14 protein-coding genes, 3 tRNA genes and 1 pseudogene are annotated in these 16,919 nt (G+C 47.7%); 7 read left to right on the plus strand and 11 right to left on the minus strand.

The window, feature by feature from the left end:
• Positions 1-12: 12 nt before the first annotated feature.
• The 4 genes from LC508_RS14990 to LC508_RS15005 all read left to right on the plus strand — a co-directional run bounded on the left by LC508_RS14990 (position 13) and on the right by LC508_RS15005 (position 6,061).
• The gene (locus tag LC508_RS14990) at positions 13-1,716 is read left to right on the plus strand and encodes a family 43 glycosylhydrolase (protein ID WP_103733073.1); all 1,704 of its coding nucleotides are present in this window, start codon (positions 13-15) and stop codon (positions 1,714-1,716) included.
• Between the two features lie 128 nt (positions 1,717-1,844).
• A complete protein-coding gene (locus tag LC508_RS14995) occupies positions 1,845-3,221 on the plus strand; it encodes a YfcC family protein (protein ID WP_033141433.1) in 1,377 nt (458 codons plus the stop codon).
• A gap of 398 nt (positions 3,222-3,619) precedes the next feature.
• Positions 3,620-5,041, plus strand: a complete 1,422-nt coding sequence (locus tag LC508_RS15000; protein WP_033141434.1) for an MFS transporter — start codon at positions 3,620-3,622, stop codon at positions 5,039-5,041.
• A 30-nt stretch (positions 5,042-5,071) separates the two neighbouring features.
• Positions 5,072-6,061, plus strand: coding sequence for a uroporphyrinogen decarboxylase family protein (locus LC508_RS15005; RefSeq protein WP_103732839.1), 990 nt, complete (start codon positions 5,072-5,074; stop codon positions 6,059-6,061).
• A 57-nt stretch (positions 6,062-6,118) separates the two neighbouring features.
• On the opposite strand, the gene glyA is transcribed toward LC508_RS15005, so the two are convergent.
• From glyA to LC508_RS15025, 4 genes and pseudogenes are all read right to left on the minus strand, one after another.
• The gene (glyA, locus tag LC508_RS15010; RefSeq protein ID WP_033141436.1) at positions 6,119-7,357 is read right to left on the minus strand and encodes a serine hydroxymethyltransferase; all 1,239 of its coding nucleotides are present in this window, start codon (positions 7,355-7,357) and stop codon (positions 6,119-6,121) included.
• 123 nt (positions 7,358-7,480) lie between these two features.
• A tRNA-Phe gene (locus LC508_RS15015) sits at positions 7,481-7,553 on the minus strand.
• A 165-nt stretch (positions 7,554-7,718) separates the two neighbouring features.
• Positions 7,719-8,613: pseudogene (locus LC508_RS28600) on the minus strand (fumarylacetoacetate hydrolase family protein).
• A 146-nt stretch (positions 8,614-8,759) separates the two neighbouring features.
• Positions 8,760-9,191, minus strand: coding sequence for an Lrp/AsnC family transcriptional regulator (locus LC508_RS15025; RefSeq protein ID WP_052099459.1), 432 nt, complete (start codon positions 9,189-9,191; stop codon positions 8,760-8,762).
• Positions 9,192-9,423: 232 nt separating this feature from the next.
• On the opposite strand from LC508_RS15025, the gene LC508_RS15030 reads away from it, so the two are divergent.
• Together LC508_RS15030 and LC508_RS15035 are read left to right on the plus strand one after the other, a co-directional pair.
• The gene (locus LC508_RS15030) at positions 9,424-10,359 is read left to right on the plus strand and encodes an agmatinase (RefSeq protein WP_103732515.1); all 936 of its coding nucleotides are present in this window, start codon (positions 9,424-9,426) and stop codon (positions 10,357-10,359) included.
• A 63-nt stretch (positions 10,360-10,422) separates the two neighbouring features.
• Positions 10,423-11,109: a site-2 protease family protein gene (locus LC508_RS15035; protein WP_054351972.1), complete on the plus strand. Its 687-nt coding sequence runs from the start codon at positions 10,423-10,425 to the stop codon at positions 11,107-11,109.
• Between the two features lie 20 nt (positions 11,110-11,129).
• Here LC508_RS15035 and LC508_RS15040 read toward each other — a convergent pair whose 3' ends face one another.
• The 7 genes from LC508_RS15040 to LC508_RS15070 all read right to left on the minus strand — a co-directional run bounded on the left by LC508_RS15040 (position 11,130) and on the right by LC508_RS15070 (position 16,256).
• The gene (locus tag LC508_RS15040) at positions 11,130-11,627 is read right to left on the minus strand and encodes a DUF2798 domain-containing protein (RefSeq protein WP_033141441.1); all 498 of its coding nucleotides are present in this window, start codon (positions 11,625-11,627) and stop codon (positions 11,130-11,132) included.
• A gap of 240 nt (positions 11,628-11,867) precedes the next feature.
• Positions 11,868-13,175, minus strand: coding sequence for a sodium/glutamate symporter (locus tag LC508_RS15045; RefSeq protein ID WP_033141442.1), 1,308 nt, complete (start codon positions 13,173-13,175; stop codon positions 11,868-11,870).
• Positions 13,176-13,185: 10 nt separating this feature from the next.
• Entirely contained in the window at positions 13,186-13,887 is a 702-nt protein-coding gene (locus LC508_RS15050) for an RraA family protein (protein WP_103732516.1), read from the minus strand.
• A 61-nt stretch (positions 13,888-13,948) separates the two neighbouring features.
• A complete protein-coding gene (locus LC508_RS15055; protein WP_033141444.1) occupies positions 13,949-14,872 on the minus strand; it encodes a hydroxyacid dehydrogenase in 924 nt (307 codons plus the stop codon).
• Between the two features lie 281 nt (positions 14,873-15,153).
• Positions 15,154-16,017 (minus strand): MurR/RpiR family transcriptional regulator, encoded by an 864-nt coding sequence (locus LC508_RS15060; RefSeq protein ID WP_103732517.1) that lies wholly within the window; start codon positions 16,015-16,017, stop codon positions 15,154-15,156.
• A 90-nt stretch (positions 16,018-16,107) separates the two neighbouring features.
• Positions 16,108-16,180, minus strand: a tRNA-Gly gene (locus tag LC508_RS15065).
• A gap of 5 nt (positions 16,181-16,185) precedes the next feature.
• A tRNA-Gly gene (locus tag LC508_RS15070) sits at positions 16,186-16,256 on the minus strand.
• Positions 16,257-16,544: 288 nt separating this feature from the next.
• Here LC508_RS15070 and LC508_RS15075 point away from each other — a divergent pair.
• Complete coding sequence (locus LC508_RS15075) at positions 16,545-16,919, plus strand: metal-dependent transcriptional regulator (protein WP_033141473.1); 375 nt, start codon at positions 16,545-16,547, stop codon at positions 16,917-16,919.

Below are 16,919 nucleotides of genomic sequence, written 5' to 3' on the forward strand. Positions count from 1 at the left end.
AAAGGAGTTATTATGAAGAACATGCATATACTTCCCTGGGATGATTCTCTCTGCAGAAAAGGTCAGAAAACGGCCTGGCTGCGTCCTTATACCCTGGATTGGAACAATCCGGAATCTGACAGTCTTCACCTGGAATACAGCTACAACGGGTCTGACTGGTATCAGTTAAACGGAAACAATGGAATCTGGTTCCCGGATTTCGGTTCCAAAAGGCTGCATTCCCCATCCATTTACCAATTAATCAACGGCACTTATCTGATCGCGGCGTCTGACGCGGTATATGAGTCCAGCATGCATCTTGTATGCACAACAGATTTTATCCATTATACGGGAGCAGTCTGCACAGGCAGGGATTATGAATTTGAACAGCTCTACCCGATCACACAGAAGCCGGCCCCAAACGGCGCCGTTGAAATTCCGATGGAAATTCTCTCAGAACTTCAAAAAAATTACGGAAAACCTGAGCCGGTGCTCCTGCACGCGGTGGAGGAAGTCCATATCACCGCAAAACCGGGAGAAAAACCGTCTTTTCCGGAAAGAGTCACTGTGGAGTATACAAACGGTATGCAGGAAGAGCGGAAAGTCCGCTGGAATCTGTCCGAAACTGATAGGATAACCAAGGACTGCCAGACCTGTGAAGTAACCGGCCGCCTGGAGGAGACACGTTTTCCAAATCCCTTTATTTATCACAGAGCGGACCCGTTTATTTACAAGCACACGGACGGTATGTATTATTTCACAGCATCCCATACCGATATGGAGCACAATCTGGACGGAAAATACCAGTATCTTTACATAATCCTGCGCCGGGCTTCCACCCTGGGCGGGCTGGCAGACGGTTCCGGGGCCTATGAGGAAAAGGTGGTCTATGAGCGCCGGCCCATAGCCGGAGGCACCTTAAGCCCTCATATCTGGGCACCTGAGATCCATTATATTGACGGAAAATGGTATATTTATTACACCACCACCATATCGGAGGAATCCTCCTGGCGCATCCGCCCCCACTGTCTGGAGTGTAAAGACCGCGATCCCCTAACCGGGACCTGGGAGCAGAAAGGCCCGGTGGTTACTGAGGTAAAAGGCGATATTGCTTTCACGGATTTTTCTCTTGACCATACACATTTTGAACATAAAGGAAAACATTATTTTCTTTGGGCGCAGAAAACAAACAATATCTCTGACATTTTCATTGCACAGCTCTCCAACCCCTGGACGCTGTGCACCCCGGCTGTCCGCCTGTCCCATCCGGAATACGCCTGGGAGCTGCACGGGTTCCCCGTAGATGAAGGCCCCGGCATTATCAAACACGGAGGTAAGATATTCCTGACCTTCTCCGGCAGCGGCACAGACGCCCTGTACTGCGTGGGACTCCTCTATGCAGATGAAAATGCAGACCTTCTGGATGCTGCCTCCTGGAAAAAACTTCCCTTCCCCGTATTCCAGAGCAGTCGGGCCACCGGCCAGTTCGGACTGGGACACAACAGCTTCACCAAATCAGACGACGATACGGAAGACCTGATCATCTACCACGGACGCCAGGAGGAACGCTACCTGGTTGATGAGGATTACCAGCCCCTTTACGACGCAGGGCGCAACGCCTCCGTGGGCAAAATATTCTGGGATGAGGACGGAATGCCGAATTTCTCCGTGCCCTCTGAGAGAATCGCGCGCAGGGAGGAAGACTTAACTGTCCGGGCAGTGATAACAATAAAATAAACGTATGACAGGAAAGAAAGAGTTCAGCGGTGAAAAATTCCCCTCCTGATTTCAACAAAAATTCAACAAGTTATTCATATACTTTTGTATCATACGAAAGCAAATCAAGAAAGAAGGAGGAAACACAAATGAACAAAAAGAAACACGAATTTCCGCATGCATTTGTCATTCTGTTTGCCATTTTGGTATTGATGGTGATCTGCACATGGCTGGTTCCTGCGGGGCAGTACAACAGAGTGGAGGTAGACGGAAAACAGGTCGTGGATGCGGACAGCTTTCAATATGTGGAATCTTCTCCTGTAGGTTTTATGGGATTATTCCAGTCCATTCCCCAGGGAATCCAGGATGGAGCGGCTTTGATCACCATGATCTTTACAATCGGCGCCGCAATTGGTCTTGTAAACAGTACGGGGGCTTTAAAAGCCGCAGTCATGACACTATCCAAAAAGCTGGGTGAAAAGCACAGTAAACTGGTATTGATCGGTATTATGGTCTTCTTTCTCTTCATCGGAGGGTTTCCCGCAATGCTGGAAGGCACGATTCCCTTCGCAGCCGTCTGTATCCCCATCTGTCTTGCACTGGGATACGACGTCATAACAGGGATATCCGTCGTATTCATTGCAGATATCGTAGGGTGGTCCGCCGGCCCGGCAAACTATTACACGGTTGGAAACGCCCAGATCATCGGCGGCCTGAAACTGTTCTCCGGTTTTTCCTACCGTATGGTGGCTCTGGTCGTACTTGGTTTGGTCAGTATCTTCTACGTGATCCGCTATGCTGAAAAGGTTCGGAAAGACCCATCAAAAGGACTCATGGCCGGACAGGACTATTCTGATCTTGCAGGGGACCAGGAGGAAACTGCGTTTACCGGACGCAGAAAACTGGTGGTTGTGGTATTTATGGCTGCTATCCTTCTCATCGTTATCGGCTGTCTGAAATGGGGATGGGGAATGCCGGAGATGTCAGCCGTCTATATCATCTGCGGGATCGTATGCGGAATCATTGCAGGCTACAAGAGCGGCAAGATTGCAGACGAGCTTTTAGAGGGAGCCAAATCCGTGTTTATCGCGGCGATGGCCATTGGAATGGCAAGGGCCATCTCTGTTGTCATGCAGCAGGGACTGATTCTGGATACCATTATCCACGGTCTGTCCGGTGTGCTGGCGGGACTGCCTGAGAGTCTTACCAGTATCGGAATGCTGGTGGTACAGACCATTCTGAATTTCTTTATCCCTTCAGGAAGCAGCCAGGCACTGGTTACCATGCCCGTACTTATGCCTGTTGCAGAGATAACCGGACTCAGCAAACAGCTTACCATCCTGGCATTCCAGTTTGGAGACGGCCTGAGCAATCTCTGCTATCCTACTATGGGCGCACTGATAGCATTCCTGTCCTATGGACGTGTTCCTTTTAACAAATGGATAAAATTTATCATGCCATTTATGCTTCTGGCATGGGGCGCCTGCATTATCCTTCTTATTGCCGGCACTATCATCGGATATTAGAAATCTTATACACCATTCTGTCACGCAGTTTCATCCTGCCTGCCGGAATGGTGTTTTTCATCCCCCTCATTCCGCTGTAATTCTGAAAAAACATCTCCTCCCTTCTATTTGCATTCCCAATTATCAAAATAACCACAAATTATATTGACGTTATTTTTTACAGATGATATAATCCACATATAACATTTGCAATATATTTATTTGCATAAGTCAGTCAGGAGGTGAATTTTAAAAAGACGTCATAAATATCATTGCAGACAACACAGACGGAAAACAGCGACAACAAAGCCATACTGTACTGCCAGCCGCCGGCATCTGTACACAGCCGCAGATTTTGCAGCGACAGAATGGCCGCCTGTTAAGATGCCCATCAGACCGGGCAGCAGAAAGGAGAAGATATGGGGGATTCAGATGGAGGGAAGAAACGAAACGGAATCAGCAGATCCCTGAAAAGATTTTTTGGTGTGGGGGACTTTGGCTTTTCCTTTATGACCAATATTGAAACGTATTATTTTACTTATTTCCTGACAAATATTGCAGAATTTTCACTCCCGATCGTTACCATGATCACAACCATAGCCAGTGTAGTGGATGCTGCACTGTCCTGGATATACGGAGTTATTCTGGACACATTTAAGCCTATGAAATGGGGGCGCTACCGCTCCTGGCTGGTGGTCATCCCATGGCTGGTGCCATTTCTTTACGCATTCCAGTTCGTACGCGTGGGAAGCGGAACCGCAGCCGTGGTGATCATCATCGCAGCCACGATCACAAGCCATATTGCATGGAACATTCCATTCGTAGCCAACATTTCCATGATCAACATGGCTTCCAAGACCCCGGAGGACCGCATGGCTCTGTCCTCATCAAGAGCTATCTGGCAGTCTCTGGGCAGGGTATTTTATTCCTATGTAGGCCCGGCAGTGGTAGCTGTCATGGCCGGTATTGTTGGAGAAAAGAATTCCTACGGCGCCACAGCCTTTGCCTTTGCCGCACTGATGGCAGCCGGTTACTTCGCGCATTTTAAAATGTTTGAAGGCTACGAGGAAACCGGTGCCCAGGAAATTGAGAGGATGCGGCGTGAACTTGCGGAGAAGAAAGCCCGCGGCCGCCAGGATAAGGGAAACGGCCTTCTGAAGTGCCTCACCACCAATCCCTACCTCTTAGGGCTGACCGTAGCCGACCTGGCAAAATATATCTACAGTTTTGTCGCCAGCGGCATTGCCGTATATTATTTCACCTATGTTGCGCACAACAAGGACCTGACTGCTACATTCATCCTTATCTCCAGCCTACTGGGAGTTGCAGCTTCTTATCTTTCCAAAACAGCAGCCAAAAAGTTCTCTGCCAGAAACACTGTCATCTACGCCTATCTTGCCATGGCAGTTGTGCTTGTGCTGGGATTTCTCTTCTATCGGCAGCCCTGGGCAGTGATCATCCTGGTCAGCCTGGCTCAGTTCTTCTGCACCATGACAAACGCGTGCGGTCCCGCTCTCTATGCGGACTGTGCCATTTACAGCGAATACAAAACCGGAAAAAATGCCACCGGACTGATCATGGGACTCAGCAACATCCCACTGAAGATTGGCGTGGTGAGCCGCGGCATTTTGATCAGCGCCTGTCTCGCCATCGCAGGCTTCAATCTGGAAACTGTGGAAAAAGGGATCACGTCCCCGCAGTTAGAGCGCGGAATCAGCATGGGCTTTACGATCATTCCCGCCATTGCCGTAGCTCTGGGTGCTGTCATCATGATTTTCGGTTTCCGCCTCACAAGGGACAAAATAGAAAAATATTCTGCAGAACTGGAAAAACGGAAATAGTATGTGAATAAGAAAAGGAGGAATAATATTATGTTAACCAAACGTCAAAACCTTATGGAGACGATCAGAGGCGGCAGTCCTGACCGCTTTGTCAATCAGTATGAGGCCTTCCGGCTCATTCAGAATCCTCTTGGCGGACACAATCCCAACCCCAAATACGGGGAGATGAATGTAAAGAATGCCTGGGGTATCACACGTTCCTGGCCCAAGGGCACACCGGGCGCTTTCCCTGTACACACGCCTGAAAAGGTGGTGATCAAGGATATCCGGCATTGGAGGGATTATGTACATGCACCCAGTGTCAAATTCTCTGACGCGGAGTGGGAGCCTTTTATCAAACAGGCAGAGGAGACAGACCGCAGGGAATCTTTTGTTATGCCTTTTGTAGCCCCGGGCCTTTTTGAACAGTGTCACCATCTGGGGGAAATCCAGACCACCCTCATCAATCTGTACGAGGAACCGGAAGCCATGCATGAACTGATCGATTACCTCACGGATTTTGAACTGCAGCTTGCAGAGGAGATCTGCACACACCTGAAACCGGACGGCCTGTTCCACCACGATGACTGGGGCAGCCAGACCTCCACCTTTATGTCCCCGGCCATGTTTGAGGAGTTCTATCTGCCGGGCTATAAAAAGATCTACGGATACTATAAATCCCATGGTGTGGAACTGATCGTACACCACTCGGATTCCTATGCAGCTACCTTTGTGCCCTATATGATCGATATGGGCGTGGACATCTGGCAGGGCGTCATGACCACCAACCGGATACCGGAACTGATTGAAAAGTACGGCGGCAAAATTTCTTTCATGGGCGGGATTGACAGTGCCAAAGTGGATTATGAAGGATGGTCCAGAAATGTCATTGCAAGAGAAGTCAAAAGAGCCTGCGATGAAAACGGAAAATACTATTTCATCCCCAACGCATCCATCGGCCTCCCCACAAGTACCTATGAGGGGGTATATGATGTGATAACCCAGGAGATTGACAAGTACAGCAGGGAAGTCTTCAGATAAAAAAAAATAAAAAACTGCCGGACACGGGTATTTCCCGGTCCGGCAGTGCTGTATTTCTTATGCATTCAGCGGATATTTATCTGTCAGTTCCTTCACAATAGCCTTGGCCTGCTCTTTCTTCTCCGGTTCTTTCACCATAATGGCAATAGCCTCTGCGATCTTATCCATGTCTTCCTCATTCATTCCCCTGGATGTCACTGCTGCTGTTCCCAGACGCACACCGCTTGTCACAAACGGGGATTCCGGGTCATTGGGAATGGCATTTTTATTGCAGGTGATGTTTGCTTCATCCAGCAGGTTTTCCATGGCTTTGCCTGTCACCCCTGTGCCTCTTAGATCCACCAGCATCAGATGGTTCTCTGTGGTTCCTGACACAATGTTGATACCGCGTTTCAGAAGGCCGTCGCAAAGCGCTTTGGCATTCTTCACAATGTTTTTCTGGTACTCTTTATATTCAGGCTGCAGCGCCTCTTTTAAGCAGACTGCCTTGGCAGCTACCACGTGCATCAGCGGGCCGCCCTGGATTCCCGGGAATACGGCTTTGTTGAAATTGAATTTTTTCGCGATCTCAGCGCTGCACATAATCATACCGCCCCTTGGGCCTCTCAGTGTCTTGTGGGTTGTGGTGGTGGTCACATGCGCATACGGGATGGGGCTTGGGTGTACGCCTGCTGCCACCAGACCTGCGATATGGGCAATATCTACCATCAGGTAAGCACCTGCCTCGTCGGCAATCTCCCTGAATTTCTTGAAATCAATGATTCTGCAGTAGGCACTGGCGCCGGCCACGATCAGCTTTGGTTTTGACTCCAGCGCAATTTTGCGGACTTCCTCATAATCGATCACACCCTCATCATTTACTCCGTAAGGCACAATGTTAAAGTACGCGCCGGAGAAGTTAGCCGGGCTTCCGTGTGAAAGGTGTCCGCCGTGGGCCAGATTCATGCCCATAACCGTATCACCTGGCTTCAGCATGGCAAAGAACACAGCCATATTTGCCTGCGCACCGGAATGGGGCTGTACATTCACATATTCACAATCAAACAGTTCTTTTGCGCGTTCTACAGCGAGACGTTCCACTTCATCCACACATTCGCAGCCGCCGTAGTAGCGTTTTCCCGGATATCCCTCCGCATATTTGTTTGTCAGCGGGCTTCCCATAGCAGCCATGACTGCCTTGCTTACCCAGTTTTCTGATGCGATCAGCTCGATGTGGGAGTTCTGACGCTCAACCTCATCATTAATACACTTCGCTATTTCCGGATCTGTTGCCTGAATTTCTTCCAATGAATACATGTTTTCCAATCCTCACCTTTCTTATAATTAACCTTAGAATCCGCTGTGCGGATACTTTACCGACAATATCTTTCTTATAAAGATATTTGTTTTCCACCGAAAGACATTTGCCGTGTAAAAAAATGCCCAGAGCCGGAATCGAACCAGCGACACGAGGATTTTCAGTCCTCTGCTCTACCAACTGAGCTATCTGGGCATGTATGGGAATACGATAACAATACACCGTTTTCTCAAACAACACTGCAATATTATCATATTCCCTTTCATATTTCAATAGTTTTTTTCATTTTTTTACATTAATCTGGTAAATTGTTACTATTCACAAATCTATGAACTTCAGCGGGCTCTGCCCTGTACACAATTACACAATTGTGTTCCTGATACATCCAATACCTTCAATTCCGCACTCCACAACATCCCCGGGATTCAGGAATCTTGGGGGAATCATCCCCATTCCCACCCCTGCCGGTGTTCCCATGGCAATGATGGTGCCGGGCTTTAATGTCATGCCCGCAGATAATTCCGCGATCACATGGGGAATATCAAAAATGAACATATCCGTACTGCTGTTCTGCCGCAGTACCTCATTGACCCTGCTCTTGATGGCCAGCTTCGGCGGTCTCGGAACATCGTCCTCTGTGACGATAAATGGTCCCATGGGGGTGAATCCATCCAGGCTCTTTCCAAAATACCACTGCTTATGGCGTGTCTGCACATTTCTGGCACTCACATCATTGATCACCGTATAGCCGAATACATAGTCAAACGGCGTCTTCCTTCTTTACATTCTTCGCTTCTTTCCCTATGATAACTGCCAGCTCCGCTTCGTAGTCCAGGCTGTCCACCAGCCCGGGATAGGAGGGAATGGTACCTCCGTCAGGTGTTGCCTCATTCACGCGTTTGGAAAAATACACTGCGTAAGGACGTTCCTGATCGAATTGCTCTTTTTTAAAACGGCTGGACTCCACTGCATGCTCCCTGAAGTTCATGCCCAGACAGATCATATCCTGTCTCGGATGGGGAATCGGGGCACACTGGACAACATCTTCATAACGCAGAAGCCTTCTGTCCGGCTGGTCACAGGCCTGTTCCATAATCTTCCTCTGTTCCGGGGTTATATTCTCGATCAGATCATTCATATCCCTGAAATGAATCCCCAGATCTTCAATAGGGATAAAACGATGGAATGCAAAGGAGCACATCAATCCCAGCCGTTCCTTATCATCACCCTGCAGTTTATATGTAAGTAATTTCATGTTTTTTCCTCCTCATGCAAAACACCCGTCAAAGATTTCAGCACGTTACAACATAAAATTTCGTTATACATAATAGTATCACAGTTTTCCGGTGTTTTCCACTAAAATCTCATAAAATTTTATGTTATTTGCATAAATATTATTCCTTATTCCGGCAATTCCTTCTTAGAGAATTTTGACGAGAGGATCACCGATGACACGGTATTACCGAACTTTCCCAATTCTCCCAGGAGTCCCTCGAACTGCCCGGTATCCGGGACAAAGACCTTCATGGTGGCTCCGTAAACGCCGATGGTGTGGTACAGCTCAAGCACATAAGGGGAATCTTCACAATATCTGGCCAGTTTCTGCCAGCTGCTGCTCGGTATCTCCATGTTGATGAACGCTGCCATTCCTTTCTGGATCCTTCCTCTTTTTATAATGGTCCTGTATCCTTCAATGATCCCCTCTTCCTCCAGGCGCCGCACCCGTTCAGTGACCGCCGGGGAGGTGAGACCCACCAGGGTACCCAGCTCCTTCATGGAGATTCTGGCATTTCCCTGAAGGATATTCAGGATCTTTTTATCCGTACTGTCCATACGCCTCTGCCGCCTCCTGTCCATTCACTTTGTCCATTATAAGTCTTTCCCCACACCTTGTCCATCTATTTTCCCGCCTGTATACTACTTTTCATTTTTAAGAAAATCCATGAAAATACTTTAAATGTATAAGTCAGATGCCCCATATACCTTTTTCCCTCCATGTTCTTAATGACCAGTGCCTGCTACAATATAGACAGTTACAAAAATAGTTTTTCAGGAGGTATCCATCATGGAAAATATCAACTTACCCATTACAGGAATCTGTTCCTTTGCCAAATATCCTATCTGTACCGACATGGACACCCTGGACGCCGATATAGCGGTCCTGGGCGTGCCATATGACCAGGGCGCAGCCTGGTACGGAGGCCAGAGACTGGCGCCCCGGGCCATCCGAAACATATCCACTGCCTATGCCAGAGGTGAGACCGGCTTCTACGACCCTGAGGAGGATGCCTGTCTTTTGGCCTCCCCCATCAAAGTTGTGGACTGCGGGGATGCGGATATGCTCCACGGTGACCGCGAATACTGTTTCTCTTCTATAGAAGAAAGTGTGCGCAGGATCATAAAGCGGGGTGCCGCCCCGGCCGTTATGGGCGGTGACCACTCCATCTCCATCCCCGTGGCAAAAGCACTTGATGAAATCGGGGAAACCATCAACATCGTACAGTTTGATGCTCATTTGGATTTTGCCATGTCCCGTGGCCCCCAGAAATACGGAAACGGCAGCCCCATCCGCAGAATGCGTGAAATGCCCCACATCGGCAGTATTGTCCAGATCGGCATGCGGGGCCTGGGCAGCAGTTCCCGCCGGGACTGGGAGGAAGCCAGGGCAGCCAACACCGTCATAACTGCCAAAGATTTTCACCGTCTTGGTGTGGAAAAAGTGCTGGCTCAGATACCGGCGGGCAAGACCTTCATCACCTTCGATATTGACGCCTACGACATTTCCCTCATGCCCGCCACAGCCGCGCCTTCTCCCGGGGGGCTGCTCTATGATGAGACCTGCGAACTGCTCAGCGGCATCTGCGCAAAAACGGACATCATAGGTTTCGATCTGGTGGAAACCGCGCCGTCCTACGACACTCCCGCCACTACCGGCTGCCGTCTGGCTGCACTGACCATGCTGCATATCATGGGGCAGATCACGAAAAAAACACTGGCATAATTTTCCTTCATTGATTATAATGGTTCAAAACGAACACATTATATAAGATTGGAGGAAATGCTTATGCTTCGTTCCAGTTATTATCTTCAACAGCTCCGTGATATTTTGTATATTGCCCCTGTGGTGCTCATAGCGATCATGGGCCACGAATTTGCCCACGGCTGGGTCTCTGACCGGCTGGGTGATCCGACTCCCAGAATGGACGGCAGACTGACGCTGAATCCGCTGAAACACCTGGATCCTTTCGGCACTTTGTGTCTGATTTTTTTCAGAATGGGATGGGCAAAACCCGTGAGGATCAACACCCGGTATTATAAGAACCGAAAATCAGGCATCATCATGGTTTCCCTGGCCGGTCCTTTCATGAATTTTATCCTTGCCTTTCTGTCCCTGCTTCTCTATGGCCTTCTTGGAAAATACGGAAGCGCTGACTCCGTGTCCGTCACCGTATTTATCCGGCTGCTGTATTATTCGGCAGTTATGAACATCGGCCTGGGGGTATTTAACCTGATTCCGATTCCGCCGCTGGACGGTTCCAACGTGCTGGCCGAATTATGGCCCGGAGTCTCTGTCTTTTACCAGCGCATCCGCCCTTACCGCACCTGGATTCTGGTCATTCTGCTGGCAAGCGGTGCTCTGAGCCGGCCTCTGGGAACAGCAAATGCCCATATTTTCAACACCCTCTGGGGATTTGTGAAACTGCTGCTGAATCTGACTCCCCATATACCACAGACAAGTCCGTTCATATAATGCCAAAGCGGGAGTCCGGTTTACCGGGCTCCCGCTGCCGCTTCCCCGGCACACGCCTCCTTATCCTTAAACAAATGTCTGAAAATCCATCTCACAAACGGCCCCGCAAAAAATATCTGCCAGCAGAATGCCATGGGAAAGTTCAAAACCGTTGTCTGAAGCCATTTTGCGACAACCTGGGAATCCACCCCTTTAAAAAGAAGCGTAGCGATAAGACTCATCAGAGGACACATGATACACACCGTCATGGCTGACACCACAAGGATTACAACAATCTGCCTGTCTTTCCCCGGATCTGCTATGGAAAACGCCAGCTTCTTTGCCAGCGGCCCCGCAAGGAACATTTCCAGCAAAAACGCCGCGATTCCCATGATCACCAGTTCCCCAAAGGCCATTACAAACACCTCATTGGTAAGTCCTCCTCTGTCCAATGAAATGTTGTACACCACCAGTGCATAGACCATCACCACCACCATGAGAAGTGTAAAGATAACATCCTGAAATTTTGTTTTCGGCATAATAAATTCCTCCTTCTTCCGGCATCAAAAAAGGCAGCAAGATATATGACTCGTAACTTTCGCTGCGATCATGTCATATAATCTCACTACCATTTTCATCTGATACCATTATTTATTTTTTTCTGCTATCCTATGGTAACAGAATTTTTTTCCCTGTGTAAGCACTTTTTTTAATTTCAGCACTTCGCCCTCAGGACCTGTTCTCATCTGTACGGCATTCGTCAGATTCCCCTGTTACTCTTATCTTTGTTTTCTTACAAATAACTCATTAAACAAAATCGTAACGATTGTAACAGCCGCCCCTATCCCTACCAGAATCCATAGATTATTTACGGCGATAACAGGCCAAATTGCTACGAACACAGAAGTACAAGGTACAAAACAGCCCTGCGCCACACCAAATGCCTCCCAGCTTTCCGTCTTTACATCCGGGTCAACACAGCGGGCCAGCGCCAGGCCGCTGGGTGTAGAACCACAGCCTGCCCCGAAAAACATCAGTGCCAGAGGAAACCAGTCCTTTCCAAACCAACGGCGCATAAATACCATACACAACAGTGACATTAAAAGGATTATGATAACCATATGTATCAGAATCGGCGCAAGATATGTTGCAAAGAATGATAAATTTAATGTTGCTGTTGCCGAGCAGATACAAATTTCCAGCGCCACACCGCCGATATTATCCACGGCCGCCTTATCCGCGTATTTATCCAGATGTGTTCTTGTCAGGAAAAACCATACGATGATCGCGCCAACTATGCCGTACAGCAGAGAGGGAATATTCTGCGCTGCCGGGATCACTTTTGCAATTCCTCCGAATATAACGCTTCCAAGCCACATACTCAGAAATACAAAACACATCTGAAGTGCCAGGCCGTTAATGGAATCAGACGCAATGGTGGCTCTTCCCAGGGATTTCTGTTCTTCCGGCAAAACATAGTCATTTTTTCTTTCCCTGCTGTTTCCCCCTTTATCCAGTGCTCTTGCCCAGCCCCTGCGGACCCCCACATTAACCCAGAACATTCCCGCTACCATGGCAACGATCAGACCTAAGGTTGCCAGGATGAGGCCAATACTCAGCATCCCCTCTACACCTAATTCCTCGAACAGCGTGCCGGATGATGTAGCCGCACCATGACCGCCCCAATAGGTAAATACGGTCATAACACCCCAGCTTTCAGGCAGCCCTTTCCAAATCTTTTGCAGTCCTACGCCTGCAAGAATACCAACCAGCATCTGTGAAAAATACGACAGCATATTACTGCTGATGGCACCTGCATAGGATTTCATTTTTGATTTATTGATCGCGATACCGAATAATGTAGTAGTCAGTACAATATTGATCATTGGTGACGCCATGCTTGACCAGGTATCGGGCATTGCAAACAGGTTCAAGACCTGCGGCCCCATGATCAGTGCAGCGGCACCCCCGATCAGTCCCGAAGGAAGATACAGCTTGCGCAGAGGCTTTATAATCTGCCGAAGCACCACTCCTATCATTAAAAATAAAAATAGTAACATCAAATCATTGACTGCTGTTGTATACATAATTTTCCTCCTAACACTTCGTGTAATCCATATAGTCCGTGTATTCCACTCCCAGCGCCCGCAATTTTTCCTCGACCCAGGGACGTATGTAAGTTCCTTCCTTTTTCATGGTATCCAATATTTTTCTCTCATTTTCCTGTATTTTTCGTACCTTGTCCAACAATTCCGGGGCTTCCTCAGGCCTGATAAAAATCACGCCATCCTCATCTCCCAGAACGATATCTCCGGGATTGACCACTCTTCCTCCACACACTACAGTGGTATTGATCTCCCCCGGCCCGTTTTTATAAGGCCCATCCGGTGTCACGCCTCTGGCATAGACAGCAAAATCCTCCATTTTAGACATTGCATCCACATCCCTGACTGCTCCGTCCACAACAATCCCTCTGATTCCTTTCATCCTGCAGTAAGTTACCATCAACTCTCCAAAGACAGACCTTCTTGTGTCCCCTCCGGCATCAATGACAATGACATCCCCCGGCTTTGCCAGATCCATCGCTGCATGAAACATCAGATTATCCCCTTCCGGAACCTTTACGGTAAAAGCCGTGCCCAGCAGTCTTGTTTTATTTACAGGGACAATATCCTCATGCACTGCAGACATCCGCCCCATACAGTCATCCAGGTTTGCTACGGCAACTCCTGCAAACTGGTCTACCAGTGTTTTTTCCGGTCTCTTTATATCCTTTACGATCCTGCATCCTGTTTTCATATTTTCCAATCCCTTTCCGCTTTCTTTTATGGTTTTCTTTTATGGTTTTTTCCCATGCCTGCTATATTACTCTATGCTTCGGTTCCTTCCCTTCCAGAACGCTGAGGACCTCCTCCACGACCTCCATTCCCATGCGGTAGAGGGCCTCCTCTGTATTCGCCCCTATGTGGGGTGTTGCGCAGAAATTCTCCAGTGTCATCAGCTTATTGCTTCCATCAGGCGGCTCACTGACAAACGCGTCACAGGCAGCCGCTTTTATTCTTTTCTCTTTCAGAGCCTTATATAAGTCCTCTTCATTGACGATCCCGCCCCTTGCTGCATTTATTAAAATGGCATTCTTTTTAAAATACTGAAATTCCGGCTCTGCGATCATATTTTCAGTTGATTTCGTAAGCGGCACACTGATATTCACAATATCCGAAACCATAAGCAGATCCTTCAGCTCCGTGTACTTTTTTATCCCCCAGGCTTTCGCCTGCTCCTCCGTACAATAGGGATCATATCCCGCGAGCACTGCCGAAAAGCCATTTTTCAGTATCTCTCCTACACGCCGTGCAATATTTCCCATGCCGACTAACCCTACCGTCTTATTTGTCAGCTCAATACCTGTCATCTCCGGAGGGGCGATCCTTTCAAATCCTTCTTCTCTGCATTTTGCATCACATACGGATATTTTTCTGCTGACCGTCAGCATTAAGCCCACAATCAGTTCTGCCACAGAATTTGTGTTGGCTGACGGGGTGTTGAGCACAGTAATTCCGTATTCCCCGGCAGCTTCAAGGTCTATCGTATTACAGCCAACGCCATGTTTTCCTATTACCTTCAAGTGCTTTGCTCTCGCCATAATTTCCCTGCTTACCTCTGCAGTCCGCAGGATAACCGCATCAATATCCTCCGCATGCTCAAAAGAGTCCACTACCTCTGCTCTTTTCCTGAGTAAAGCCTCTGCATCCGGATGAATGTATTCACTTAAGTATACAACCATATTTTTTCTCCCTGTTCTATTCCTTGAGATCATGTTATCGTAACGGCCGTTACCTGCTTTATGCTTCTATTATATTTACAACATTCACTACATTCCATTGATGCTTCACACAAGAGTTTTCCTGATATTTTATATACTTTACACTACGAATTTTGTTATTTTGTTATATTTTCTTATGATTCAAAAATTTTCACTACATTTTTGTAACAGGGCATCTCTATCCTTATATCTCTGCATAAAAATAAGGCGCACGGTTTCTGCGCCTTATCCTGTCCGTATAATTATTGGGTCAGTCTATACTCATCTAAGACTTTATCCCTTTCTATCAGTTTCTGGCGGAATGTCTGCGGCTCCTTCCAGCACATGAGAATCAGCAGATATTCCAAAACACCTTCCACTCCTATCATGGAATGAAAAAAACCGCAGTGTTCTGTTTCCACCAGCAGCACCTCGTCTGCGTATTTCACAACCGGAGACTCCATGCTGTCTGTGATCAGACAGCAGTACACGTTTCTCTCCGACAAAATTTCACCTATTTTTTCGTCTATCTTGTAATAACGGGGAAAATTGAGGAAAATGGCAGCATCTGACTCATCTAATTCCGTGAGTTTCGCAAGCTGGTCATGGCTCTCCTCTGTTACCGCGCTCACTTTATCGGTAAGATGTCCCAACAATCTTGAAAACTGGACCGCGCACCCTTTACCGCCGCGTAAACCAATGATCACCTTCTTGTCTGCCTTCAAAAGTCTGTCTGCCGCATCTTCATACCGTTCTTCGCTGTTCTGCCGCAAAGAGGTATCCAGATTGATTCCCATTAACTGAATCACTTCGTTTATGGAATCCTTGCTTTTTATATATTTATGGGTCTGCATGGTAAAACGGTCATATAAGGAATGTTTCCCTATTTTCTCTCTGTCCTTTGCAAGCTCATGCTGGATATACTCTTTCATGTCAGAAAAACCATCAAACCCTATCGTTCTTGCAAACCGAATGACAGAAGCATCACTGACGCCAATCTCCTTACCGATCTCTTTTGCCGTCATGCCAAGAACCCTCTTTTCATTTTTCAATATATAATCTGCAATCTTTCCCTGCCCCTTTGTCAAAGAATATTCCATAATCCGGTTCATCAACGTTGTATCCATATGCTATGCTCCTTCTCTTTGCTGCGGTCATCATAGCCATCCGCTTTCCCATGTAAAAAAGCCCCTGCAGATACAGGGACTATAAAAAAGAGCGCGAGACGGGACTCGAACCCGCGGCCTCGACCTTGGCAAGGTCGCGCTCCACCAACTGAGCCACTCGCGCATAAGAGCGGGTGATGGGAATCGAACCCACATATCCAGCTTGGAAGGCTGGTGTTCTACCACTGAACTACACCCGCAGGTTATTCTGTTGTGTTGTGTATCTGTCCTTAGGACGTTATTTATAATATAATAAATTGTTCCAATTGTCAAGACATTTTTTACAATTTTTTTCAGGGAATTTTGAACGGTTATCTGTGTACCGCCAAACGTGCTGCCCGGCACGGGGTGAACGGTAATATTTGAACTTCTTTTCAATCTATGTTATGCTGTTAATATCTATGTGTGCAGAGGAGTTTTTTATACCTTTGGCATACAAAAACGGAGGATTTACTGACCTCTATTAACGAAAAGGAAGGATGTTGATTTTGAAAATACAAGAATCCGCAGAAAACTATTTGGAAACCATTCTCATGATCGGAAAAAGAAAGTCCCATGTGCGTTCCATTGATATTGCCAATGAACTGGAATTCTCCAAACCCAGTGTCAGTGTTGCAATGAAAAATCTCAGAATCAACGGCTACATTGAAGTTGATGCCGAGGGTTTTATCACGCTCACACCGGAAGGCCGGAAAATAGCAGAAAAAATATATGAGCGTCACCAGCTCCTCTCCGGATGGCTGATCCGCCTTGGCGTTGACCCCAAAACAGCCGCGGAGGATGCCTGCCGCATGGAACATGTCATAAGCGCGGAGAGCTTTGAGGCCATCAAAAAGCATACACACCGTACTATTACAGAATAG

Origin of the sequence: Blautia parvula, from assembly GCF_020215665.1 — a bacterium.
Taxonomy (GTDB): domain Bacteria; phylum Bacillota; class Clostridia; order Lachnospirales; family Lachnospiraceae; genus Blautia; species Blautia celeris.

Excerpts from the sequence above, each read along its gene's own strand:
- LC508_RS14990 (WP_103733073.1), top strand. The coding sequence starts at position 13 with ATGAAGAACATGCATATACTTCCCTGGGATGATTCTCTCTGCAGAAAA.
- LC508_RS14995 (WP_033141433.1), top strand. The coding sequence starts at position 1,845 with ATGAACAAAAAGAAACACGAATTTCCGCATGCATTTGTCATTCTGTTT.
- LC508_RS15000 (WP_033141434.1), top strand. The coding sequence starts at position 3,620 with ATGGGGGATTCAGATGGAGGGAAGAAACGAAACGGAATCAGCAGATCC.
- LC508_RS15005 (WP_103732839.1), top strand. The coding sequence starts at position 5,072 with ATGTTAACCAAACGTCAAAACCTTATGGAGACGATCAGAGGCGGCAGT.
- glyA (WP_033141436.1), bottom strand. The coding sequence starts at position 7,357 with ATGTATTCATTGGAAGAAATTCAGGCAACAGATCCGGAAATAGCGAAG.
- LC508_RS15025 (WP_052099459.1), bottom strand. The coding sequence starts at position 9,191 with ATGGACAGTACGGATAAAAAGATCCTGAATATCCTTCAGGGAAATGCC.
- LC508_RS15030 (WP_103732515.1), top strand. The coding sequence starts at position 9,424 with ATGGAAAATATCAACTTACCCATTACAGGAATCTGTTCCTTTGCCAAA.
- LC508_RS15035 (WP_054351972.1), top strand. The coding sequence starts at position 10,423 with ATGCTTCGTTCCAGTTATTATCTTCAACAGCTCCGTGATATTTTGTAT.
- LC508_RS15040 (WP_033141441.1), bottom strand. The coding sequence starts at position 11,627 with ATGCCGAAAACAAAATTTCAGGATGTTATCTTTACACTTCTCATGGTG.
- LC508_RS15045 (WP_033141442.1), bottom strand. The coding sequence starts at position 13,175 with ATGTATACAACAGCAGTCAATGATTTGATGTTACTATTTTTATTTTTA.
- LC508_RS15050 (WP_103732516.1), bottom strand. The coding sequence starts at position 13,887 with ATGAAAACAGGATGCAGGATCGTAAAGGATATAAAGAGACCGGAAAAA.
- LC508_RS15055 (WP_033141444.1), bottom strand. The coding sequence starts at position 14,872 with ATGGTTGTATACTTAAGTGAATACATTCATCCGGATGCAGAGGCTTTA.
- LC508_RS15060 (WP_103732517.1), bottom strand. The coding sequence starts at position 16,017 with ATGGATACAACGTTGATGAACCGGATTATGGAATATTCTTTGACAAAG.